We start from the raw sequence: 23,998 nt of genomic DNA on the forward strand, positions 1-23,998 counted from the left end.
GCATGAACTTCCGTCCTTCCCGGATCATTCTGGCCATGTGCTGTACGATCGCGCACACTCAACTGGCAGTGGCCGAGGACGCAGCTCCCCGGCCGTGGAAAGACACGCAGGGTCGGATCATCCAAGCCACTCTGGTCAGCAGCAACGCCGAAAGCGTCACCTTGAAAATGGCGGATGGCAAAGAGCACCAGCTGCCTCTCACCCGCCTGTGTGCCGAAGATCAGGCCTTTGTGAAGAGTCTGGCTGCGCCAGCTCCATCCACCGCGCAGGGGGCAACGCCTGCCGTGACCGCGCTCTCTTTGAACCGGGTTCCCGTCGAGAAACGCACCTGGCCGGAAAACGTCGTGGTTCCGACGAAGTCCATTGAAATTCAGGTGATTGAGGAGAATGTGGCGGCGCGAAAGTGCGTGTACCGGTCTGAGGGATTTGAATTCACCGCGCAGGCCAAACTCATGCCCAGCGTGATGAAAGAAGTGGCGCGGACTTTTGAGGCCACGAAGACACTCGTCTCGTCACTACCCTGGGGTGTGGTCTGCCGTCCACCTGAGGGTTTCGAACGCTATCAGGCCGAGCTGTTTGAGACACGGAAGGATTACATCGCCGCCGGTGGGCCTGAAAACTCCGGTGGTGTTTACATGAGCGGGGACAAGATCTTCCGTGTGCCGTTTCCCAGCATCGGCCTCAAGCTTCTGGGCAAGACCTACGCCAAGGACGAGAACTACGATGGGGGCACCTTGATCCATGAGATCACGCATCAGGTGATGGACGCCTACCTCACCTTCCTGCCCGTGTGGGTCATCGAGGGCACGGCTGAATACACGGAAATGCTGCCCTATAACGCCGGCAAATTCCGTGCCGACGCCCACCAGAAAGGACTGAAAGACCACATTCAGGAGATGCAGAAGCGTGGGTATGCCATCGAGATTGGCAATCTGGAAGAACATCTGAAGATGAACCGTGGCACCTGGTCTGGCATTGCCAACACCACCAATCGCAAGATGGGGGAGCTCTACTTCCGCTCCGTGCTGGCGGTGTACTTCTTCTGCCATCTGGATGGCGACAAGAAAGGCACGCGGTTCATCAAGTTCATGGACGCTGTCTTTGGCGAGACCGAAGCTCTGCGCACCTTTTTCAAAGACCCCCGCGTCAAGCATCTTGAAGGTGGGCGCTTCAGCTACCCGACGAATTTTCCGCCGCCGGACATGAAGTCCGAAACCGCGCCGTTCAAGCATCTGGACCTGCTCCTTGATGGGCGAAGTTATTCACAAATCGCGCAGGAAATGACCGAGGCCTACAAGGCTATCGGGGTCAAAATCTGGGTGAACTGAGCTGAGGAGCGGAAAATCGGAAAAACAGCTCCTTTTTGGGAGCTATTTAACGTCTTTTCCACCCCTGCGTTTGACGCACCGCATCGACTGTGCAAGATGCCGGGCTTTCCGGCCCCGCGATGCCGTAGCCCTAGCCTGCCAGCCAGTGGTTCCTTCGCTCCGAAAGCGCCCAGATCATACGCTTTCTACCCCTCTCAACCCGCCGCACTCGTCGTCCACACCCGGATTTCGTCATATTTTTCCTCCCCCATGCCCAAAGATACAACCATCCATCGCATCCTCGTCATCGGTTCCGGCCCCATCGTCATCGGCCAGGGCTGTGAATTTGACTATTCCGGCGTCCAGGCCTGCAAGGCCCTGCGCGAAGAAGGATATGAAGTGGTGCTCATCAACTCGAATCCGGCGACGATCATGACGGATCCGGAGTTTGCCTTCCGCACCTACATCGAGCCGATCACGCCTGAGATGGTGGAGAAGATCATCATCAAGGAAAAGCCGGATGTGCTGCTGCCCACGCTGGGCGGCCAGACCGCGCTGAACTGCGCCATGTCCCTGCACCGTGCCGGCACGCTGGAAAAGCACGGCGTGCGCATGATCGGCGCGAAGCCGGATGCCATCGAGAAGGGCGAGGACCGCCTGCTGTTCAAGAACGCCATGCTCAAGATCGGGCTCGACCTGCCGCAGTCCGGCGTGGCCCACACGATTGAAGAGGCCCGCGCCATTGCCGAGCAGATCGGCACCATGCCGCTCATCATCCGCCCCGCCTACACCCTGGGCGGCACCGGCGGCGGCATCGCCTACAACAAGGAAGAGTTTGAAACCATCACGGCCAGCGGTCTGGATCTCTCTCCCGTGACGGAAGTGCTCATCGAGGAATCGCTCCTTGGCTGGAAGGAGTTCGAAATGGAGGTCATGCGCGACAAGGCGGACAACTGCGTGATCATCTGCTCCATCGAAAACTTGGACCCCATGGGCGTGCACACGGGTGACTCGATCACCGTGGCTCCCATCCAGACGCTGACGGATCGCGAGTATCAGATCATGCGTGATTTCTCCTTCGCCTGCATCCGCGAGATCGGCGTGGAGACGGGTGGGTCCAACATCCAGTTTGCCGTGCATCCAGACACGGGCCGCATGATCGTTATTGAGATGAATCCGCGCGTGAGCCGCAGCTCGGCGCTCGCCTCGAAGGCCACCGGCTTCCCCATCGCGAAGATCGCCGCAAAACTCGCCGTCGGCTACACGCTCGACGAGCTGAAGAACGACATCACCCGCGAGACACCAGCTTCGTTTGAGCCGTCCATCGACTACGTGGTGACCAAGGTGCCGCGCTTCACCTTTGAAAAATTCCCGGGTGCCAACGAAACGCTGACCACGCAGATGAAATCTGTGGGCGAGGCCATGGCCATCGGCCGCACGTTCAAGGAGTCCTTGCAGAAGGCCCTGCGCAGTCTGGAGATCAAGCGCTTCGGCCTCATCGGCGATGGTGCCGACAAGGAAGTGGATGACGAGACGCTGACCTCGAAGCTCACGGTGCCGAATGCGGAGCGCATTTTCTTCCTGGGGCAGGCCTTCGCGAAGGGCTGGAGCGTGGAGCGCGTGTTTGAGCTGACGAAGATTGACCGGTGGTTCTTGAGGCAGCTTGAGGACATCGTGAAGGAAGACTTGCTCATCCCCAGCCAGTCTGGCGAAGCATTGATCGCCCAGATTCCGGAAGCTGAACGCACCGAGGAAAAGAAGGCGGAAGTGCTCGCCGCGGCGATGCGCAAATGGAAGCGCATGGGTTTCTCCGACAAGCAACTCGCTCATTCCTTTGGTGTGGATGAGAAGTACATTCGCGCCGGTCGCATCAAGTATGGAGTGGTTCCCACCTACCGCCTCGTGGACACCTGCGCGGCGGAGTTTGAGGCCTACACGCCCTACTACTACAGCACCTACGGCATCGAGGACGAAGTGCGGGACAACGACCGCAAGAAGGTCATGATCCTTGGTGGCGGTCCAAACCGCATCGGTCAGGGCATTGAATTCGACTACTGCTGCGTGCATGCGTCCTTCGCCCTGCGTGAGCTGGGCTATGAGACCATCATGGTGAACTCGAATCCCGAGACCGTCTCCACCGACTACGACACCTCCGATAAACTCTACTTTGAGCCGCTGACGCTGGAGGATGTGCTGAACATCTACGAGCGCGAAAACCGCCATGATCAGGTGCTCGGCGTTATCGTGCAATTCGGCGGGCAGACCCCGCTGAACCTTGCCAAGGGGCTGGAAGAAAACGGCGTTCGCATCATCGGCACCTCGCCGAAGAACATTGAGCTCGCCGAAGACCGCAAGATGTTCGCCAAGCTGCTCGACGATCTCGGTTTGCACCAGGCCCCGAGCGGTACCGCCACCTCGCTGGAAGAGGCGCTGGCCATCACGGCGAAGATCGGTTACCCGAGCCTCGTGCGCCCCAGCTTCGTGCTCGGCGGCCGTGCCATGCAGATCGTCTATAGCGACGCCGAACTGACCCATTACATGAAGAACGCCGTCGAGGCCACGCCCGACCGCCCCGTTCTGGTGGACCGCTTCCTCGAAGACGCCACCGAGGTGGATGTGGACTGCATCAGCGACGGCGAGACCACCGTCATCGGTGCCATCATGGAGCACATCGAAGAGGCTGGCATTCACTCCGGTGACAGCGCCTGTGTCATCCCGCCCTTCAGCCTCAGCAAGGAGATGCAGGACCGCATCCGCGATGCCGCGAAGAAGCTCGCCAAGGCCCTCGGCGTGCGCGGCCTGATGAACATGCAGCTCGCCGTGAAGGGCGATGACTTGTATGTCATCGAAGTCAATCCACGTGCCTCACGCACCGCGCCGTTTGTCAGCAAGGCCATTGGCGTGCCGCTGCCGAAGCTCGCCGCCAAGATCATGGCGGGCATGACCTTGAAGGAACTGGGCTTCACGGAAGAAGTGATTCCGAAGCATCACAGCGTCAAGGAAGCCGTGTTCCCCTTCAGCAAGTTCTCCGGCGTGGACATCATCCTCGGCCCGGAAATGAAGAGCACCGGCGAAGTGATGGGCATCGACTACGACCTCGGCATGGCCTTCGCCAAGAGCCAGATGGCCGCGGGAGGCACCCTGCCCACGAAGGGCAATGTGTTCATCAGCGTCAAGGAAACCGACCGCCCCAACGTTGTGAAAATTGCCAAGGGCTACGCCGACCTCGGCTTCACCCTCTACGCCACCAGCGGCACCGGCGGCGTCATCAAGGAAGCCGGCATTGCGGTGAACATCCTCCCCAAACTCGCCAGCGGCCAGCGCCCGAACGTCATCGACCTGATGAAGAACAAGGACATGGCCCTCGTCATCAATACCCCCAGCGGCAAAAATCCGCGCGAGGATGAAATCAAGATCCGCACCGCCTCCATGCAGAACCGCATTCCGATCATGACCACGCTGCGCGGTGCCGATGCCGCACTGCGGGCGATCAAGTCATTGCAGGGGACCGAGGTGCAGGTGCGGGCGCTGCAGGAGTATCATCAGTAATCCTGCCTGGTCTCATTTGATGGCTCTCCAAAGCGCGGACGAAAGTCCGCGCTTTTTTCGTTTCTGGCCGGTACCGCCATTTGGAGTTCTGAAACTTCGATGCTCATCCTCTGGCCGGGAGCCAAATGCCTGAGGTGACGCATTCATCGTGTTGGAGTCAAAAGCGCCACAAAATGATAAAGAAAAGGCTCGCGCCTTAGATTGACATCGTGCGGCTAAATTTCTTATAAACATTAATCGCGCGCTCAATCAACCACAACGCTGCCCAAGACCGTCTTAACGGACGACCAAGGATGGCTGACATCCAATCTCTGCATGGTCCCATTCATTGGCAATGGTGGCCCCTGTTATTGATCGCGTTGATGGGGCTGTTGTCTTATTTCCCCATGGTACAGGCCTATGTCTGGGCCATCGATGACTATCCTTTGTCGCAGATGGCCCGGGTGGGAGGCGTGGAATACTTGGGCAATGCCTTTCAAGAAAGAGGCATCTGGCGCATTCTCCAGCATGGACTGGTCGGATGGATCCTGAATTGCGGGCCGTGGCTGCCAGGGCTCCTTGCCATCGGTTTGCACATAGTGACGTGCCAGTTCTTCTATCTGGTTTTCCGCCACCTGTGTGGGAATGGGGATGGCGTGCTCGTACTGGCAATCATCGCCTCTTGTTCGCCCTTTGGTTTCCAGGCGATAACCTGGACGTCTGCCTTGCCCTACGTTCTGAGTTCCTTGATTCTGTGGGGGTCTATCTGGATGTTTCTGCGAATCCATTCCATTCCCAACCGGGCCTGGTTGATCTGGGGGCCGATTTTTGCCGCCTCTCTGCTGATTCATGAGCATTTGCTCTTTGCTCTGGCCTTTGTGGCAGGCGCTGCGTGGCTGATGAATCCACAGCCAAACTCGTGGCGAACTTGTTTAAAATCATCCATTCGCTGGGTGCCGCCGCTGGTGGCATGCTTGTATCTGGGTGGTTACGTCCTGTTCAAACCGCAGGACCATCTCCTATATATGGAGCCTCATTTTCATTGGCCAGCTCTGCTGAGTCCGCTGGGCAAGCTCTGGCAATGGCTGGACATTTGGGCTCCTGTCTTCAGCCCGGCTCTCTGGCAGATAGCCGCCAGTGAATGGCCTTTGGGATGGCTTGGTTTGGGCCTTTGCATCTTGGGAGGTACTGCCGCCTTGTGGATGACTCCTGCGGCTCCCAATGAGATCGACGCGATCAGCAAAAGGCATGGCAAAAGGGTGATGATGGTCATGTTGATCTTGTTCTTGCTGGCCAGTTTGATCTATGTGCCTGCCGGCGGATTTTCTTTGGATTCACGGAAGCGGTACCCCTTGTGTTTGTTTCTGCTCGGTGGCGGAGGGATGGCCATTTTGACCTGGGGGCGGGGAGTTATTCTTCGTTGGCTGCATTGGCAGAAAAGGGCTGCCATAAGCTTGTTGGCAACAGCTCTGATGCTGGTGTGCTGGCTGCATGCCGGCTTGTGGAGAGCCGAGGCCCGGGCGACGCGTCTGTTGTCGGATTTTCTGGCTGCGAATCCAACTTATCATCAAGTCTATGCCAGCAAACTTGTGGACCCCGCAAAGATTTCTCCTGCGACGTTGCGTCTCCATGGCCAGCCTTGGATCCTGACCCATTATATCAGCCAGCCTTTTGCCATGGACCATCCTGGTCAGGCACACCCTGTCATCAATGCTGCTCCCAGCGAAGGCATTCCTTCATTGAGCTATGACTACAGGAGCCGGGAGTGGAGGGGCTTGTCTTCTTCCGTTGCTCCGTGAGGCTGGCTCAATTTGTTGCAGCCTGTGGGGCTGGATTTTTTTTGGAGCGGCTCTGTTTAACAATGGATAGATGACGGAGTGAACCTGCATTATGGGACAGACATGAACGACCATCCTCTTCCAGCCCTTCGCAACCAGCTCCTCAGTCTGCACAAACTGCTCATGAATGCGGAGCGGGCGGCGTATGAGAAGGAGGGGAATGTCATCGAGTCGCCGATGCAGTTTTTGCAACTGCTGATGGAGCATGAGCGGTTTGCGTGGCTGAGGCAGCTTTCGCAGCTGGTGGTGATGATGGATGAGGCGATGGAGGAGAAGCCGTCGATTACGAAGGAGCGGAAGGATGTGCTGGTGGCGGAGGCGAAGCATTTGCTCATGGGCTCGGATGAGCCGGGGAGTTTTGCGGTGCGCTATGCCAAGGCCAGAGAGCATGAGGCGGCGGTGGCTGCGGCGCATGCGGAGATCAGCAAGAGTTTGGGATAGTCAGGCTCATGCCATACGGCGGATGAAGGGAACTCGGATTGGCTTCGCCTGTCTCGCAAGCTCGGCTCTTTGTCCGCGCTCCCCTCGATCAGCTCTGCCACGCTTCTTTCATCTGCTGAAACATGCAGTTCTTCAATCCAGGCAAAGACATCGTTAACCCTCCAGATGCACTGCGATTGGCTTATGGTGCTAAAGATCACAGGGTGCATGGTCGTATAGCAATGGAAGCCCCGTTCGCAGTCACCCATGAATTTCACACGCATCCCTCTCTCCCCGATCCTCGCTCTGTCTGTCTTGTTTTTTGTCTCAACGGTCTGCGCCCAAAATGGGGATGCAATGGCGAAGGTGCCGCCCTCGCTGGTGCCGGCGGAGCTTGTTCCGGACACGCGGGCTTTGTCTGCGGATGAGGAATTGAAAACCTTCCAGGTGGCACCGGGCTACCGGGTGGAACTGGCAGCCAGTGAGCCGCTGGTGGGGGATCCGATCTTTGCGCAGTTTGGTCCGGATGGGCGGCTCTGGGTGGTGGAGATGCTCGGGTACATGCCGGACATTCAGGGCAATCGTGAGGATGAGCCGGTGGGCCGGATCGTGATTCTCAAGGACACCGATGGCGACGGGCGCTTCGATCAAAGCAAGGTCTTCCTCGATCAGCTCATCATGCCCCGCACGGTCCTGCCGATTGGCGAAGGCGCGCTGGTGGGCGCACCGCCGATGCTGTGGTATTGCCCGGACAAGAATGGCGATGACAAGGCGGATGAGAAGATCGAGGTGGCGAAGGATGCTGGCGCACAAACCATCCCTGGCCGCCCCGAACTGGCGAACCCGGAACATGGCGCGAACTCGCCGCTTTGGGCGCTGGACAACTGGATCTACTTTGCGGAATACGCGGCGCGTTTTCGCTGGCGTGGCGCGGGCGCTTTCGAACGCAGCCTCTCATCCATGCGCGGACAGTATGGGCTCAGTCAGGATGACTTTGGCCGTCTCTTTTACAACTTCAACTCCGGCCACTTGCAGGGCGACATGTGGCCCTCCCATTACCGTCTGCGCAATCCGCACTATGAGAAGTCAGGAGGCCGCATCAACCCGCCGGTGAACCAGGCCGTGTGGCCCATCCGTGTGACCCCCGGCACGAACCGCGCCTACATTCCTGAGAACATGGCGGGTTACAAACTGAAGAACTTTACCGCCGCGTGCTCACCCTGGATTTACCGGGGCGATCTCTTCCCGACGGATGCTCTTGGCAATGCCTTCGCCTGCGAGCCAGCTCTGCATCTCGTGAAGCGAGACATTGTCACCCTCGAAAAAGGCAGGCTCGTGGCGCGTGAAGCCTACAATCAGCGTGAGTTTCTCGCGTCCACGGATGAGCGCTTCCGCCCTGTAAGCATGACCACGGGACCCGATGGAGCGCTTTACGTCGTCGATTTCTACCGGGGCATCATCCAGCACCGCATCTCCCTCAGTCCCTATCTGGAAAAGTATATCCAGGAGCACGATCTGGTGAATCCACGCGGCCTGGGAAGGATCTGGCGCATCGTTCCTGAAAATGCCAGGACACGTCCTGCACCCAATCTGGCGAAGCTTGACCATGCAGAGCTTGTCCCCATCCTCACTCACACCAATTCCTGGCACAGGGAAACCGCCCAGCGCCTGCTTGTCGAGCGTGCGGATGCAGGGGTTGTCCCCGCACTGGAAGCTCTCACCCGCAGCGATGTCGCGCTCGGCCGCATGCATGCCTTGTGGACGCTCGATGGCATGGGCAAGAGCACCTGGCCGGTGATCGAGGCAGCGCTCGCTGACGTCGATGCCCGAGTGCGCAACAGTGCCGTGCGCATCGCTGAAGTTTTTCTGGCAGGGGAAAGGCGTGCCGCTGTGGTGACCAGGCTCATCGCCCTCTCCGCCACCGAACCGGATTCGCAGGTGCAGACTCAAATCGCCCTCACGCTTGGCGAGTGCCAAGATTCGGCGGCCGATCTGGCCATGGCTGCGATGGCCAGCCGCGTGCCCGATCACCCCTATCTGGCCGAAGCCATCCTCAGCGGGGTCAAAGGCCGCGAGCTGGAACTGCTGGAGCATTGCCTTGCCACTGGAAGCGGCAAGACTCTGATCCCAAGCCTGGCGGGCTGTGTGGCCAGCGAACGCAATCCCGCCCGTGTCTCACGGTTCCTGGCACTCGCGGAAAAGGCCGGGGCCACGCCTCGCAAGACGCTGCTCGCTGGCTTCACCGCCAATTCGGCGGACTTCACACGCCGGAAGGTGAAGCTCGAAGCGAAACCTGCTTTTCTCGACACTCCCGGCACCGAAAAGGTGGCGGACATGCTGACCTGGCCGGGCAAGCCTGCGCCCGCAGGGTTCAAGCAGCCGCGCCCGCTGACGGCTGATGAGCAGAGTCGTTTTGAGATGGGCAAGGCGCTGTACTCCGGCATCTGCGCCGGCTGCCATCAGCCAAGTGGTTCAGGCCTCGATGGCATCGCCCCACCGCTGATTGATTCCGAATGGGTCAATGGCTCGCCCGACCGGCTCAGTCGCATCGTCCTCCACGGCGTGCGCGGCTACATCACGGTCAAAAAGAGGCGTTACCAGCTCGACATGCCTCCGCTGGGCGCTTTGGGCGATGAACCTCTGGCGGCCATTCTCACTTATCTCCGGCGTGAGTGGGAGCATGGTGAGGAGCCCATCTCACCGGACTTTCTCAAAGCAGTCCGCGAAAAGGAAGCGCCACGCACCGATTCCTGGACGGAACAGGAGCTGCTCAAGATTCCGTGACCGAGAGTCTCGCCGCCCTGCACCTTTCGGCGTTCTCCAAAACAACAGGCCTCGGAGCCGCATCAAGCGGCTCCGAGACCGTGCCTTGCTGAAAGGAGCAAGGCTCACTCACGCCAGCGCCTCTTTGCAATACTGCACGCACTTCTTCACCTCAGCGATGGCGTCAGAGCCCTCAGGGATCTTGTATTCCAGCTCGATCTCGGCGGGGAAGGTCCACTTTTCCTTTTTCATCAGCTGCAGCACTTCCTTGATCGGGGTCTGACCCTGTCCCCAGGGGACGTTGCCGCCGTCGGCGGTGCGGTCCTTGAGGTGGAGGTTCGTGATACGGTCGTGATACTTCTCCAGCACGGGGATGGGTGACTTGCCCTTCGTGCCGGCGACGTAGTGGCCGATGTCGAGGTTGAAACCGATGAACTTGCCGAGATCCAGGATGGAATCGAACTTGTCCATCTCTGGCAAGTTGTTGGTGTGGTTGTGGAACCCGACCCAGATCTGGTGCTTGTCCGCAAACGGGGCGACGCGCGCGGCGAGGATGGCATTGCGCTCGGTGGTCACGGCCGTGCAGCCCAGGGCCTTCGCCACAAGGAAGTTAAACTCGATTTCTTCATCCGACTGGCCGAAACCCATCTTGTGGATGTGGATGTTTACGCCGGCGTCGTTGTACATCTTCCGCATTTCGGCGCACTTGGAGAGCTGCTGCTCACGCTCCGAGTCGGTGATCTTGCCGCCTTTGATGCCCGCGTAAAGCTGGGTCGGCCCGCCCATGAGCTCGGTCTCGCTGAGGCCGTCATCGAGCAGCGCCTTGAGCGTCTCCTCGGCGGTCTTTGCCATGCTGCGGTAGCTGTAGGTGATGCAGCCGATGCGCACGCCGTTGAAGACGGAGCTGGGCTTGTCTGCGGCAGAAGCATGACGGGGAAGCGTGAAGCCGGTCGCGGCTGCGAATGCGGTGCCAAGAAAGATGCGGCGGGAAAGCGGGTTTGATTTCATGGGAAGGTTGGATGGAGGCGGGGAGTGGAGTGTGGCAGAGCGGGGCTGGCCGACTGCCGAGTCCAGTGACGCATCCTTGCTGCCCGTGGAAAAATCGGCAAGAACTTTGAATAAAGATGAGGCGATTCGGTGGCGCGGCATATCTTTAATTTCACTGCGGTTTTTGATCTGGATGTGACAGTCTCTATAGAATCGAGGGTGCATCTATGCATTGGCTCGACATGAAGGCGTTGCAGAAGGCCGAGTTTGGGTCAACGTCCTGTCCCCCCCCAAAAAAAATAATCAGAATGTTATGCCATCGTCAGGGCCCCCTTCGGGTCCTCGCAGCTCTTGCTTGTGCCCTCATGTTTGGAGCGCCTGCTCCTCTTCGCGCCGCCACCCTGTTATGGGTGGGGGATGTGGATGCTGCTTGGAACACAAGCAGCGTCGGCAATACCAACTGGTCCACAGATGCGCTGCCGGCCGCCAGTGGTGACACGCTTACTTTCGGCAGTGCCGGAACGAGCGGGACGAACTTGAACAACGACATCACCAGCCTTTCGATCGCTGGCCTGACCTTCAATGCAGGTGCTGCTGCGTTTACGCTGGGTGGCAATGCTCTTACCTTGAACGGCAGCCTCACGAACAATTCATCCAGCTTGCAGACACTGGGCATGGCGGTTTCTCTGGGGGCGTCGAGCTCCATCAATGCCACTGGCGGAGCCATCACCTTCAGTGCGGCTATCAGCAGCGCAGCGAGTGACCTGTCCATCACGGGCTCAGGGGCGATCACTTTCAGCGGGCTGAGCTTTTCCTCCACGGCGAACAAGATCACGTCCACGGGGGCGGATGTGCGTTTCGTGGGGGACAGCACCATCGCCGCCGATGTGTTGATCAGCAGCGGCATCATGAAGATGCAGTCGGGCGCCCAGATCTTCAACAATGGCCTGAAGGTGGACGGCGCGAGCAGCGTGCTCAATTTCACTGGGGCAACCGTCACCGTGAACGGTATTGGCGGCGGAGGTTCGGGCGAGCAGGACAGCCTGGAGATTCTCAATGGAGGCACGCTCAATGTGAGTGCCGGAACGGTGGATCTGACGCCAAGCCGGTTCTGGATGCAGGCAGGTACGCTCAACATTACCGGCGGCACGATCAACATGAACAACACGCTCATCGCCCAGAGCAGCAGTGTCATTGCTCGCATCAATGTTTCCGGTGGGGCTCTGAGCTTGGGAGGCGGTAATCGTTTCGCCAACAACGGCACGGCGATTTTAACGGTCAGTGGCAGCGGTGCGGTCACCTGGGCAGTCGCGAGCTACGGGTTGTCCGAGAACGGAACGGGAAGCATCATCATGGATGGAGGCACGCTGAACATGACCAGCTCTGGCACCACTTATCTGTTGCTGAACGGCGGCAATGGTGCGGCCTTCAACACGGCGGTGACCAGCAGCATCGCCTTCAATGCCGGTGTCTTTTCCACGCGTGGCTTCGCCATGAACACCGGGGTGAACTCGACCAACCGGCTTGCCGAACTGCGCTTCAATGGCGGCACGCTGAAGGCCACGGACAACAACAGCGCCACCAACTTCATCCCCAATTCCGCCAACCTCACCTCCAAGGTGCAGGCGGGCGGGGCGGTCATCGACACCAACGGATTCAGCATCAACATCGCCGACAATCTGGAGCACGACAGCGCGCTGGGTGCCACGGCCGACGGCGGCCTGACCAAGAACGGCCTCGGCACCCTGACGCTCAGCGGAGCGAACACCTACACCGGCACCACCACGGTGAATGCAGGTGCTCTGGCCATCGCCAACAACACGGGTGGCACGGTCACCTACAGCGGACTGATCAGCGGTCTGGGTGGCACCCTGACGCTCAGCGGTGTCAACACGCTGAATTTCACAGGCGGCATCTCGATGACCAATGCGGCCAGCACCCTCACGGCGACGGGCAGTGATGTGAGGGTCAACAGCGATGGGGTTTTCAATGCAGCCGCCGTCACGGTGAACAGCGGCGGCGTGCTGCGTTTTCAATCAGGCACACAATCGTTTGTGAAGGGGCTGGTCGTCAGCGGTGCTGGAAGCATCCTGAGTTTTGAAGGTGCCAACGCCACCCACAGCGGCACGGGGGATGGGAATGGAAACAACGGTCTTCAGCTTGATAGCGGAGCCACCATGAATGTCTCCGCCGGCACCGTTGTCTTCAACAACAGCAACCGCGCTTTCATCCAGACCAGCACCATCAATGTGTCTGGCGGGGCACTGACCCTTAACAACGCGCTCTTTGCGCAGGGCACGGGCACCGTTTCGAATGTGAATGTCTCAGGCGGCACCCTGACGCTGGGAAGCAATGTACGCTTTGCCAACAATGGAACCGCGACCCTGACCGTGAGCGGCACAGGGGCGGTGACGTGGGCCAATGGCAGCTATGGACTCTCTGAAAACGGTGCGGGCAACGTGATCATGAACGGCGGCACGCTCAACATGACGAGCTCAGGTTCCAGTTATTTTTATCTCAACGGCGGCAACCAGCCAGGGGTCAATTTGTCCAGCATCGTGAGCACCATCTCGCTGAATGCAGGCATTCTCTTCACGCGTGGCTTCGCGATGAACACCGGGGCGAATTCGACCAACCGGCTGGCCGAACTGCGATTCAATGGCGGCACGCTGAAGGCGACTGACAACAACGGTGCCGGCAATTTCATCCCTGACTCGGCCAATCTCACCTCCAAAGTGCAGGCCGGGGGTGCGGTCATCGACACCAATGGATTCAACATCACCATCGCCGACAATTTGGAGCACGACACCGCATTGGGTGTTGCGGCCGATGGGGGCCTGACCAAGAACGGCCTCGGCACCCTGACTCTGACTGTGGCCAACACCTTCACGGGCAAGACGACAGTGGCTGCTGGAACCCTGACGCTCAGCGGTGCGGGTGCCGTGGCCTCAAGCCCATGGATCGAAGTCAAGAGCGGCGCCACGCTCAATGTCACCGCTGTCACGGGTGGCACCCAGACCCTGAGCAATCAGGTGCTCAGCGGCACCGGCAGCGTGACTGGCACGGTGGTCATTGGTGCGGGGTCGATTTTGAAACCGGGCGGCTCCACGGATGGTTCACTCAGCGCGGTTGCCAGTGCAGGGGACGGCCTCGGGACCCTGACTTTTACCAATCTCACGCTGGCCACGGGCGCAAGCAGTGGCAGTCCGCGTGTGCTCCTCACCCTGGGTGGGACGAGCAGTCATGCCGCCGATCCCACCGTGGCCGCCCAAGTCAGCGCGTTCAAAGACTCGGCCGCCGGAGGATTGTATGACTCCATCAAGGTCACAGGCGCACTCGGGCTGAATGCAGGCAGCACGATCAAAGTGGAACTGGCTGGCGGATACAATCCTGGCTGGGGCGATGTCTTCAACATCGTAGATTGGGCCACCCTGAATCTCAACGCTGACAGCACCAGCGGAGCTTTCACCACAGCAGATCTGGTCCTTCCCACCCTGGGCAACGGATGGTTTTTCGCGACGGATCAGTTCCTTTCCAATGGCATCATTTACGTCGTGCCTGAGCCTTCGCGCATGATGCTGCTGGCAGCGGGCCTCCTGCTTCTGGCACGGCGTAGAAAGCGCTGATGCTCGCGGGGTGCATCCCTCAGTTGGGTGGATTCATGGCGAAGACTTTGCATCTCGCGATTGATCCAACGGCGCCCCGAGCTAACGGAAGAGCATGACCCTCACGCTTCCCAAGTGGTTCGATCTTCACACGCATTTCCGTCAAGGCCCCGCGATGGGTTCGTATGTCCAAGCGCATCTGGACATGGGCTGTGCAGGGGCGCTGGCGATGCCGAACACGCAGCCGCCGGTGTCGCGCATTTCAGGAACGGCGCAGAGCGACGGCTGGTCGATTGAGAGCTACTCGGCGGAATTGCGTGCGGCGGGGGTTGAGCAGTTGATTGTGCCGCTGTATCTGACGCGGCAGACGACGGCGGGGATGATTGAGGAAGGTGCGTCGTCGGGGCTGCTGCGGGCCTGCAAATATTACCCGCCGCATGGGACGACTAACGCTGAGCACGGAATGCCGATGGATGACCTGATCGGCGGCGAGGTGCTGCGGGCGATGGAGGAGCACGGCATTGTGCTGTGCATTCACGGGGAACAGCACGCACTGAGCGGGCCGGACTACATCGATGCGCAGCAGAATGCGGAGACGCGGTTCTACACGGAGCGAATGCCGCGCCTCATCGCGGCGCATCCGAAGCTGCGGATTGTCTGTGAGCACATCACCACGCGCACGGCGGCGGAGTTTGTGGCGCGCGCGCCGGAGCATGTGGGCGCGACGATCACCCCACAGCATCTGCTGTACACGTTGGGGCACCTGATCCAGGGGCTGAAGTACCATCTCTACTGTCTGCCCATTGTGAAGTTTCGGGATGACCGCGCAGCCTTGCGGCAGGCGGTTACGACTGCGGGGCAGACGAAGTATTTCGCGGGCACGGACAGCGCGCCGCACACGACGAAGGCGACGGCCTGCGGCTGCGCGGCGGGCTGCTTCACAGGAGGCTGTGCGCCGCAGCTCTACGCGATGGCGTTTGAAGAGGCGGGCGTGGATCTCGGCACGTCGGAGGGGCGGGGGCTGCTGGAGCGTTTTCTCTGCCTCAATGGCCCGGCGTTTTATGGCTTTCCGCCATCGGAGAAGAACTTCCAGATGGAGAAGGAGGCGCAGCCAATGACGCTGCTGGAGACACCTGCGGGGCCGGTGACGCCGCTGCCGGTGGGGATGGGCATGGAGCTGACGTGGCGGATGGTGGGGTGATGCAATGCCTGCGCTACTGAGAATGCGCCCAGCTTGTCATATGAACGCGTGTGTGGGATCACTCAGCAGCCTACACGTTATCTATGAAAAATTCGTTCCTGCTGCTAGCTGCCTCGGTGTCTTTTCTTTCGTGCGATGCTTCGGCGGATGAGGCGCTGGCGGGGAAGATGCGGGCCTTGTTTACAATGGCGGATGTGGATCACAACCGTGCGCTATCCACCGAGGAGCAGGCGCGGGCGGTTGAGTTTGTGAAGAAGACCTATGGCGAGCAGTGGGCGCTGCAGATCGAAGGGATGCTGAAACGTGCTGCGGCAGACAAAGTGGTGACGTCTGAGAGCTGGCTGAAGCAGGTCGGGGAACACACGAAGCCGGTGGACAAAAAGAGCGAGAAGCTCGCGATGCGTGATGGCATCAAGCTGGCGACGGACATTTTCCTGCCGCGTGGGGAGGGGCCCTTTCCGGTCATTCTCGCACGCACGCCTTACAGCCGGGTGAAGGGCAGCGGAAGCGGAGCTGGCTTCACCGCTGCCGGTTATGCTTTCATCATTCAGGACATGCGCGGACGCTTTGATTCCGAAGGGGAAAACATCCCCTTCGTCGGCTGCGGCTGGGGTGAGCATCAGGATGGCCTGGACACGGTGGAGTGGATCAAAAAACAGCCGTGGTGCAATGGCAGCATCGCCACCATCGGTGGCTCGGCAGGCGGCATCACGCAAAACCTGCTGGCAGGCGCGGCACCCGGTGCCTTGAAGGCGCAGTATATCACGGTGGCGCCGGCGGACATGTACACGGACGTGAGCTACATCGGCAGCGCGTTTCGCAAGGCTGACGTGGAGAACTGGACGCAAGGGAACAAGTTTGATCCGAGGGCGCTCTCGATCATGCACGAGCACCCGAGCTACGATGCCTACTGGCGCGGGAACGACACGAACACGAAGTTTGAGGTGATGAATGTGCCCGCAGTGAACATCGGCGGTTGGTTTGACATGTTTGCGCAGGGGACACTTGATCAATTTGTGGGACGGCAGCAACGCGGTGCGCCGGGCTCCAAAGGCACGCAGAAGCTCATCATGGGACCCTGGCATCATGGCATTGGGCAGATGCCTGCCGGGCAGCTTACCTTTCCGAATGCGAAGCCGCCGCAGCAGTACAACTCGGGCCGCTGGTTTGACCATTACCTGAAGGGCATCCAGAACGGCATCGAGAAAGAACCTGCCGTGGCCTATTACGTGATGGGAGACACCAGCACGCCCGGCGCTCCGGGCAATGAATGGCGCTATGCCAATGACTGGCCCATCCCGGCGAAGGAGACGCCTGTGTATTTCATGGTGGATAAGAAGCTGGCACTGGAAGCACCCGCCTCAGGAGCCGCCCACCACGAGTACACCTTTGATCCCGCCCACCCATGCCCCACCATCGGCGGCAACAACCTTACCATCGAGCGTGGGCCGATGGATCAACGCAAGGTCGAGAGCCGCGAGGACGCTTTGGTGTTCACCAGTGAGGCGTTCGACAAGCCGGTGGAAATCACCGGTCGTCTGTGGGCAAAGATTTTCGTCTCCTCCAGCGCGGCGGACACGGACCTCTCCGTGCGCATTTGCGATGTGTATCCCGACGGCCGCAGCATGCTCATGGCCGAAGGCATCCAGCGCCTGCGCTACCGCAAATCCCGCGAGAAGCCCGAGCCGCTGGCGCCCGGGCAGATCGAGGAAGTCACCGTCGATTGCTGGTCCACCAGCCTCATCGTCAACACCGGCCACCGTGTCCGTGTGATGATCACCTCCAGCAACTTCCCCCGCTTCGATGTGAATCCCGGCACTGGAAAGCCCTGGAGCGATGACGGGGAGAAGATGAAGCAGACAAACCGCATTTATTGCGATGTGGAGCATCCGTCACGGTTGCTGGTGCCGGTGGTGGGAGAGGCAGATTAATTTAAAGACCGCTCACAAGCCCAGATCACCCTCAGCCATGATGGTATGCTTGGGGGCCTGACGGAGGGGTTCGGGTAAAAGGAAGAAGTGACAGACGTGCTGGTTGCGGGAGAGGATGGCGGGGGGCGGATCCCAGGTGAGGTCGTCTGGGAAGGCGGCGGCGGTGACGAGGACGGCACCGCCGGGGAGCAGGCCGGGCTCTTTGACGAGGAGGCCTATCAGGGCGTAAAGTTCAGATTTGTCCCCTTGGGTGGTGAAACTTTCCAGCACATCCCAACTTCGCATGCCACGTACAGGCCGGGGGGTGACGAGGAGGTAGGAGCTGAGCACACCCGCAGCATCGACAAGGCCGAGGAAATGATGCTTGCGCGTGGGGGCGCTGCAAAACCACCGCAGGTAATCGGGGGTGATCCATTTTTCAATGCGATCCGTGCGCTGGTAGGGGCGTGCGATGGCAGTGACTAGGGCGGGATCTGTCACCACGCGTTTGTCCGAAGGCAGGGAGGGCCACCAAGAGTGTCCATACACATGTGAAGCGAGTCCAGCAGGGAAGAAGCGACGTGTCACAGTCTGCTCCGCGCGTGCGCCCATCTTGAACAGAGCCTCCTGAACACGGGGGCTGGGGGTGGTGTGGGTGATCATCTGCTGCTCCGCGACCTCGCGCTGCTGCAGGAAGACGAGTGCCGCTGCTTTGGGGAAGTGCTCGTCTACGCAGAAGGTGGTGGCGTACACGGTCTGACAGATCCGCTCCTGCCAGACATGCAGGGCGGGGATGGATCCGCCGTAGGCCACCAAGCGCCCTTCCGCATGTGCCCAGCGCCCGCGTTCAGGGTTGATTGCTGCGGCGGGGTTTTCATCCCACCAGTGGCGCAGGCGCTGCTCCCAGCTGTGGCCGTTTTGCGGGGGTAGCTGCCGGTTCAGAAATTCGACCAGCTCCGACCGTGCCGTGGGGGTGTCGGGGTAGGGGCTGATGTCGAGTTTTGGCATGAGGTTCGCTGGGAATTGCTAAGATCCACCAGTAGACCTGTCATTCAAGTGGCTTGATTCAATACGGTATTTATGGCAGCTGTCGCGTTATGCGCTACACGCAATTGCGTAACTGGGAATCCTCTGCGGGAACTATCCTTGGCGCAGGCTTTGGGCGGCTGGCGGAAACTCCTGATTATGAACGCGCCGCTTTGCCGTGGGGTGGTTTCTGCATTGCTCAGTCCACGTACACGAACTCGTTCGAGTTCAGCAGGGCGAGGCAGTAGTCTGCCAAAGCCTCGCGAAAGCTGGGAGTGAGGGCGGTTTGCTTTTGCAGGAACTGGTGGCCGATTTTGATCTCCTGCGGCGTGGGCTGGCGTGAGAGGCAGTGCAGTGTGGCAGCGGTGATGAGGGCGGTGGGATCGGAGCCGTGCTGCTCATTCAACTGTGCGGCGATCTTTGAAGCGATGCTGTGGGCGAACTCGGAATTGAGCAGCATGAGGGCCTGAGGCGCGGTGGTGGAGTCACTGCGGCGGGCGCAGGAGATCTGGGCATCCGGGCGGTCAAAAAGCTCGAAGAGCGGGTGGCGCAGATTGCGCCGGGCGAAGGTGTAGATGCTGCGGCGGGTGTGCTCGGTCACGTCCTTGGTGGCTTCAGCCTGGCTCTTGATCAGGGTGCTGCCGATCTCCTTGGGCAGGGGCAGTTTCACGCCGGGGCCGCCGGTTTTGAGATTGAGCTGACCGCTGACGCTGAGCATGGCATCGCGCAGCATTTCTCCGGTGAGACGCGTTGGAGCGGAGGTCTTCTGCCGATAGGTTCGTGACATCACGATGGCCTTGTGCAGGCGTTTGAGACTCCAGTTTTGGCGCGGCAGTTCAGCGGCCAGCCAGTCGAGCAGGGCAGGATTCGTGGGGGCTTCACCCTGATGACCGAGATCCCCGGGAATGGCGGCCAGCGGTTTGCCAAAGTGCTGCTGCCACAGGCGGTTCGCCATGGTGCGGAGAAAAAGGGGATTGTCTTTGCTGGCGAGCCATTGCGCGAGTGCGGCTCGGTCGGCCTTGGGTGGTGAAACACCAAAGACGCGGGGGATGGCGGGCTGAATCTCGGGGCCGGGGCGCTTGAAGTCACCACGCACGAAGACGGTGCTGGGGGGAATGCCCTCCGTAAAGACGCGGACGGCAGGGCTGAGAGGCTTGCTGTTTTTGGTCAGCACCGTGTTGTCGAAGTAGGCGCGCAGGCGGTAGAAGTCGGCCTGGCTGATGGGATCGTAGGGATGATCGTGGCACTGCGCGCAGCCGACGGTGAGACCGAGACCCACGGCGCTCACGGTGGTGGCAATGTCATTGAGCAGGACGTGGCGGCGCTCGTTTTGATTGTTGAGGTCCGGCATGTCCGGGCAGGAGAAGAGAAAGCCGGTGGCGGTTTCATCTCCCATCAAATCTCCCGCGATCTGATGCTGAATGAAGGCATCAAACGGCATGTCGCGATTGAGCGCTTCGACGACCCAGTCGCGATACTGCCAGGCGCGGTTGCGTTCGGCGTCGTACTCAAAGCCATCCGTGTCCGCGTAGCGTGCGAGGTCCAGCCACCACTGCGCCCAGTGCTCGCCGTAGCGGGGGGAAGCCAGCAGGCGGTCGGCTAGTTGCTCGATGCTTGATTCTTGATGCTGGATGCAAGCTTTCGAAAAGGCTGCGACTTCTTCGGACGTGGGCGGCAGGCCGGTAAGATCAAACGTGATGCGGCGGATGAGCGTGGCGGGATCTGCGGGGGGAGATGTTGGCTGGGCGAGAGCGTCGATGCCTTGTTTGCCGGGGGTGATTTGGAGTGGCTTGAAGGCCCAGTGTTCTTTGTCCTGCGGCTTGATGGGGCGCTCGTCCTTCACGGGGTCACTCGAAGCCCGGATCACCGCCGCTTGAGATGCGGTTGCCTGAAAAATGAGGCACAGGATGATGACTCGAGCTAGCAGGGGCATCCGGCTCAAACGTGCCCCGCCATCATCATCCATCACAATTTTGGAATCAGGGAGACGAGAGCGCCAGTTCCGTATCCAATGGTGCAATCCTGGCGGACTCAAACACACGCTTAGCGAAATCACTGTTCTTCAAGGCGGCGTCCTCATCCTTGCCATTCGCGTTCACGAAGTCCCTCAATTCTCTCTCGAAGGTTTGCACAGCTTGCGCAAAACCCGCATCTACGCATTTCTGAAACGCTGAAACCAGATTTTGCGCCACCTTGACAGAGGGTGTTTGGGCCGCCGCCTCTTGGATTGCTGTTTGAAGAACGACTTCGTTGCGGGAGTGAACGATCCCCGCCAGGTAAAAGCCGGCTTTTCGTAGCGCCCCCTTTCTGTTGCTAGCGGAAATTAAAGCGACTTTTTCCCGGCAGCTCTGGACGAGAACATGCGCAGCGACAAACCCCAGAGCGCGCTCACGAGATTGTTGCTCCGTGGAGAGCGCAAGTGAGCCATCTGTATCGAGCGACAGGGCGAAAACTTTTGCATATTCGCTATCTTCATCATTGCGACGAAAAAATTCGCGTCGGCTCAGGCTGTTGCGCAACTTTGAAGCTTGCTTTGAAAAAACACCCAAATAGGACAGCGCCGCATCTTCCTTGGTCAAAACCAGCAGCACTCCCTTCGACGAGAGCTTTTCGCCTTCCTTCCTCTCGTAACCGATATTGTAGCCCCGCAGAAGCTCCTGAATCGCCCGTTGGACCGGGTCATTGGCCACCTGGTCCTCGGGGCGGATGGCATTTTGTGAGTTGGTGGCAAGAATGAGCGCGTCCGTAAACGCTTTGTTTGCCGGGTCGATCTCATAGATGCGCACCAATACATTGGAGTTGCCCTGAAACTTGTCCCTCAGCTCAGGATCGTGTTTTGCATGGTAGAGCGCATTCACCGTCTGGCAGCCGTTGATGATCTGCATGTTGCTCAACTGTACCGGCACCTTCTTTCCCGAAGGCGGCAGATTGAGATGCACCCTGTCGGCGATGATGCTGACACCATTGTTCATGAAGCCAAACCAGCTGCTCTGGTCGCTGGTCACGGTGGCGATGATGCGCTTGTTGACATCCTTGCCCACGCCGAGAAAGAAACGGACGTTTTTTTCAAACAGTTCGTTGTTACTGTAGCGGTCAACCAGCCTTGTCAGTTGGTTGACGTTCACAAAACCAACAATTGCCTTTAGAGGTATGCCGTTCGGATTAATTCCGATCGGGTGGTGAAGCACCGAGGTGTCCTTGAATTCGTAATTCATTTCCAGGACTTCATCCTGGATGGGAATCCGGCCATGCTCGCACAAGTCGTAAATGTCCATGCCGGCGTATGCTTCGAACGTGAATCCGTTCGTCTGTCGGTCGAATCTATAGACATCCCGCATTTCGTCCACTTTGGGGCGGTCGGTCGGTGCCAGACGTTGGCCGTTGGTGACAAAGTGGCAGCGAATCCGGGATTTGAGCCTTTTATTGGCGCTTCGAGCCTCATCGAAGGCCTTTCTCACCTCCGCATAAGCGGCGAGGGTTCTCTCATCTTCGAGATCGCCGCGTAGAAACACCCGGTGCATCCTGTCCACAAAGCTGTACAGCTCCTTCGTCGAAATTCCTCCCTCATATGCCTTTGAAAATTTGAACTGGAAGAGATGCAGGTGCAGTTCATCACCCTGCTCCTGGATCAGGTATGCGTCGAGCAACTCCTCCTCTTTTCCTGTTCGGTGGGAGTCCACGCAGACAAATCTCTCGAAAAGCTCGTCATCGTACAGGTAGGTTATCTTCTGAGCGGCGATATACTCGTATAGCCTCTCGTAGTCGTCGGCGGGGATCTTCCAGCTTGGATTACGTTCAGCCAGCAGCTGCATCCGGGCTTGCAATATCACAATCTGCTCTGCAGTCAGTTTGTCCGGATGGGGCTTGCTGGCTTTCGATGAAGCTTTTTTTGTGGGCATAAGTTGGAACGCTGAGTTTGCGAAACACATCCTCCGCAGTCAAGGGCTGAGCCTCTATGCGAAAAGAAGGATTACAAGGCGGATAACTTAAACTCAAGAACTTCAACTTCACGCCAGTATTCCCTTCACGACACCGCTGCCTTCCACGCCGGTGAGGCGTTGATCCAGGCCGTTGAGGCGGAAGGTGAGGCGCTCGTGATCGAGGCCGAGGAGGTGCAGGATGGTGGCGTGGAGATCGTGGATGTGGACTTTGTCCTGAGCGGCGCGCAGGCCGAATTCATCCGTGGCACCGTGGATGTGGCCGTGCTTCACGCCCGCACCCATGAGCACCGTGGTGAAGCCCCAGGGATTGTGATCGCGCCCCACGCCTTTTTCGCTCATGGGCATGCGGCCAAATTCGCCGCCCCAGATGACGAGGGTGTCCTCAAGAAGGCCGCGCTGCTTGAGATCGCGCAGCAGACCGGCCACGGGCTTGTCGGTGCGGGCGCAGTAGTCGGTGTGGTTTTTGAGCACGTTCTCGTGCGCGTCCCAGCCATTCGTATCGCCGGAGTAGAGCTGCACAAAGCGTACGCCGCGCTCGATCATGCGCCGTGCCAGCAGGCAGCGGGTGCCAAACTCTTTCGTGGTGGCGTCGTCGATGCCGTAAAGTTTTTTCGTGGCCTCGGTCTCGCTGGAGATGTCCACCGCTTCAGGTGCGGCGCTCTGCATGCGGAAGGCGAGCTCGTAGCTGCGGATGCGCGCGTCCAGATCGCTGTCTGCCGCGTGCTGCGCGAGATGCTGCGCATTCATCTGCTGGATGAGATCGAGCGTGGCGCGCTGGCGTGCGGTGCTGTGCGGCGCTTGCAGATCCAGGATGGGGCTGCCGCCTGCGCGCATGGTGGTGCCCTGATAGGTGATGGGCAGGAAGCCGCTGCCCCAGGCGGGTGGTCCGCCCTTCAAGCCACCGCCGGGATCTGGCATGACGACGAAGGCGGGCATGTCGGCGTTTTCAGTGCCGAGGCCGTAGGACACCCAACTGCCCATGCTGGGCCTGCCCATCTGAATGGAGCCGGTGTTCATCTGATAGACGGACTGCGGATGATTCACGCTGTCGCCATGGCAGCTGCGGATGACGCACATCTCGTCTGCCAGCTCCGCCATGTGCGGCAGGAAGTCGCTGACCTCGATGCCGCTCTGGCCGTACTTGCGGAAAGGTTTGACCGGCGCGAGCAGCGGATTCTGCGCGACCTTGCGCCGCGTCTCGACGGCGCCGTAGCTGTCTGGCAAAGGCTTGCCGGCGTGGCGGATGAGTTCGGGCTTTGGATCAAAGAGGTCCACATGGCTCGGCCCGCCGTGCATGAAGAGCCAGATCACGCGCCTGGCCTTCGCTGGGAAGTGCGGGCGCGAATCTGCCATCAGGTCCGACAGCGCCACGCTGGACAAGCCCATGGCCGTGCTGCCGAGGAAGCGGCGGCGGGACAGAGGAGCGAGGGCGCTGGACATGGCGTGAAGACGTTGGCAGTGGGCCCGTTCTA

13 protein-coding genes are annotated in these 23,998 nt (G+C 59.6%); 8 read left to right on the plus strand and 5 right to left on the minus strand.

The genetic code is table 11. The annotated features are described in order from the left end of the window. Window positions 1–2 precede the first annotated feature (2 nt). The 5 genes from AC24GY_RS02260 (at window position 3) to AC24GY_RS02280 (ending at window position 9,877) form a co-directional block, all read left to right on the plus strand. Window positions 3–1,328, plus strand: a complete 1,326-nt coding sequence (locus AC24GY_RS02260; RefSeq protein WP_487679927.1) for a hypothetical protein — start codon at window positions 3–5, stop codon at window positions 1,326–1,328. Window positions 1,329–1,577: 249 nt separating this feature from the next. Further along, on the plus strand, window positions 1,578–4,856 hold the full coding sequence (carB, locus tag AC24GY_RS02265) for a carbamoyl-phosphate synthase large subunit (RefSeq protein ID WP_487679929.1): 3,279 nt from the start codon (window positions 1,578–1,580) through the stop codon (window positions 4,854–4,856). Between the two features lie 293 nt (window positions 4,857–5,149). Continuing rightward, complete coding sequence (locus tag AC24GY_RS02270) at window positions 5,150–6,634, plus strand: hypothetical protein (protein ID WP_487679931.1); 1,485 nt, start codon at window positions 5,150–5,152, stop codon at window positions 6,632–6,634. 102 nt (window positions 6,635–6,736) lie between these two features. Then, on the plus strand, window positions 6,737–7,114 hold the full coding sequence (locus tag AC24GY_RS02275; RefSeq protein ID WP_487679933.1) for a hypothetical protein: 378 nt from the start codon (window positions 6,737–6,739) through the stop codon (window positions 7,112–7,114). A gap of 246 nt (window positions 7,115–7,360) precedes the next feature. After that, on the plus strand, window positions 7,361–9,877 hold the full coding sequence (locus AC24GY_RS02280) for a DUF7133 domain-containing protein (RefSeq protein ID WP_487679935.1): 2,517 nt from the start codon (window positions 7,361–7,363) through the stop codon (window positions 9,875–9,877). A 108-nt stretch (window positions 9,878–9,985) separates the two neighbouring features. On the opposite strand, the gene AC24GY_RS02285 is transcribed toward AC24GY_RS02280, so the two are convergent. Beyond that, window positions 9,986–10,864 carry a sugar phosphate isomerase/epimerase family protein gene (locus AC24GY_RS02285; protein ID WP_487679937.1) on the minus strand — a complete coding sequence of 293 codons (879 nt, stop codon included), beginning with the start codon at window positions 10,862–10,864 and terminating at the stop codon, window positions 9,986–9,988. Between the two features lie 344 nt (window positions 10,865–11,208). On the opposite strand from AC24GY_RS02285, the gene AC24GY_RS02290 reads away from it, so the two are divergent. The 3 genes from AC24GY_RS02290 to AC24GY_RS02300 all read left to right on the plus strand — a co-directional run bounded on the left by AC24GY_RS02290 (window position 11,209) and on the right by AC24GY_RS02300 (window position 17,580). Next, the gene (locus AC24GY_RS02290) at window positions 11,209–14,469 is read left to right on the plus strand and encodes a beta strand repeat-containing protein (RefSeq protein WP_487679939.1); all 3,261 of its coding nucleotides are present in this window, start codon (window positions 11,209–11,211) and stop codon (window positions 14,467–14,469) included. Window positions 14,470–14,563: 94 nt separating this feature from the next. Then, window positions 14,564–15,649 carry an amidohydrolase family protein gene (locus tag AC24GY_RS02295; RefSeq protein WP_487679941.1) on the plus strand — a complete coding sequence of 362 codons (1,086 nt, stop codon included), beginning with the start codon at window positions 14,564–14,566 and terminating at the stop codon, window positions 15,647–15,649. 83 nt (window positions 15,650–15,732) lie between these two features. Continuing rightward, entirely contained in the window at window positions 15,733–17,580 is a 1,848-nt protein-coding gene (locus AC24GY_RS02300; protein WP_487679943.1) for a CocE/NonD family hydrolase, read from the plus strand. A gap of 12 nt (window positions 17,581–17,592) precedes the next feature. Here AC24GY_RS02300 and AC24GY_RS02305 read toward each other — a convergent pair whose 3' ends face one another. From AC24GY_RS02305 to AC24GY_RS02320, 4 genes are all read right to left on the minus strand, one after another. Further along, on the minus strand, window positions 17,593–18,567 hold the full coding sequence (locus AC24GY_RS02305; RefSeq protein WP_487679945.1) for a hypothetical protein: 975 nt from the start codon (window positions 18,565–18,567) through the stop codon (window positions 17,593–17,595). A 217-nt stretch (window positions 18,568–18,784) separates the two neighbouring features. Continuing rightward, entirely contained in the window at window positions 18,785–20,518 is a 1,734-nt protein-coding gene (locus AC24GY_RS02310; protein WP_487679947.1) for a DUF1549 and DUF1553 domain-containing protein, read from the minus strand. Between the two features lie 46 nt (window positions 20,519–20,564). Beyond that, complete coding sequence (locus AC24GY_RS02315) at window positions 20,565–22,484, minus strand: AIPR family protein (protein ID WP_487679949.1); 1,920 nt, start codon at window positions 22,482–22,484, stop codon at window positions 20,565–20,567. Between the two features lie 108 nt (window positions 22,485–22,592). Next, window positions 22,593–23,966, minus strand: coding sequence for a DUF1501 domain-containing protein (locus AC24GY_RS02320; RefSeq protein ID WP_487679951.1), 1,374 nt, complete (start codon window positions 23,964–23,966; stop codon window positions 22,593–22,595). Window positions 23,967–23,998 lie beyond the last annotated feature (32 nt).

Source organism: Prosthecobacter sp. Pr1 (assembly GCF_057652315.1).

What these genes read in the sequence shown, in the direction of transcription:
- AC24GY_RS02260 (WP_487679927.1), top strand. Translation starts at nt 3, where the DNA reads ATGAACTTCCGTCCTTCCCGGATCATTCTGGCCATGTGCTGTACGATC.
- carB (WP_487679929.1), top strand. Translation starts at nt 1,578, where the DNA reads ATGCCCAAAGATACAACCATCCATCGCATCCTCGTCATCGGTTCCGGC.
- AC24GY_RS02270 (WP_487679931.1), top strand. Translation starts at nt 5,150, where the DNA reads ATGGCTGACATCCAATCTCTGCATGGTCCCATTCATTGGCAATGGTGG.
- AC24GY_RS02275 (WP_487679933.1), top strand. Translation starts at nt 6,737, where the DNA reads ATGAACGACCATCCTCTTCCAGCCCTTCGCAACCAGCTCCTCAGTCTG.
- AC24GY_RS02280 (WP_487679935.1), top strand. Translation starts at nt 7,361, where the DNA reads ATGAATTTCACACGCATCCCTCTCTCCCCGATCCTCGCTCTGTCTGTC.
- AC24GY_RS02285 (WP_487679937.1), bottom strand. Translation starts at nt 10,864, where the DNA reads ATGAAATCAAACCCGCTTTCCCGCCGCATCTTTCTTGGCACCGCATTC.
- AC24GY_RS02290 (WP_487679939.1), top strand. Translation starts at nt 11,209, where the DNA reads ATGTTTGGAGCGCCTGCTCCTCTTCGCGCCGCCACCCTGTTATGGGTG.
- AC24GY_RS02295 (WP_487679941.1), top strand. Translation starts at nt 14,564, where the DNA reads ATGACCCTCACGCTTCCCAAGTGGTTCGATCTTCACACGCATTTCCGT.
- AC24GY_RS02300 (WP_487679943.1), top strand. Translation starts at nt 15,733, where the DNA reads ATGAAAAATTCGTTCCTGCTGCTAGCTGCCTCGGTGTCTTTTCTTTCG.
- AC24GY_RS02305 (WP_487679945.1), bottom strand. Translation starts at nt 18,567, where the DNA reads ATGCCAAAACTCGACATCAGCCCCTACCCCGACACCCCCACGGCACGG.
- AC24GY_RS02310 (WP_487679947.1), bottom strand. Translation starts at nt 20,518, where the DNA reads ATGCCCCTGCTAGCTCGAGTCATCATCCTGTGCCTCATTTTTCAGGCA.
- AC24GY_RS02315 (WP_487679949.1), bottom strand. Translation starts at nt 22,484, where the DNA reads ATGCCCACAAAAAAAGCTTCATCGAAAGCCAGCAAGCCCCATCCGGAC.
- AC24GY_RS02320 (WP_487679951.1), bottom strand. Translation starts at nt 23,966, where the DNA reads ATGTCCAGCGCCCTCGCTCCTCTGTCCCGCCGCCGCTTCCTCGGCAGC.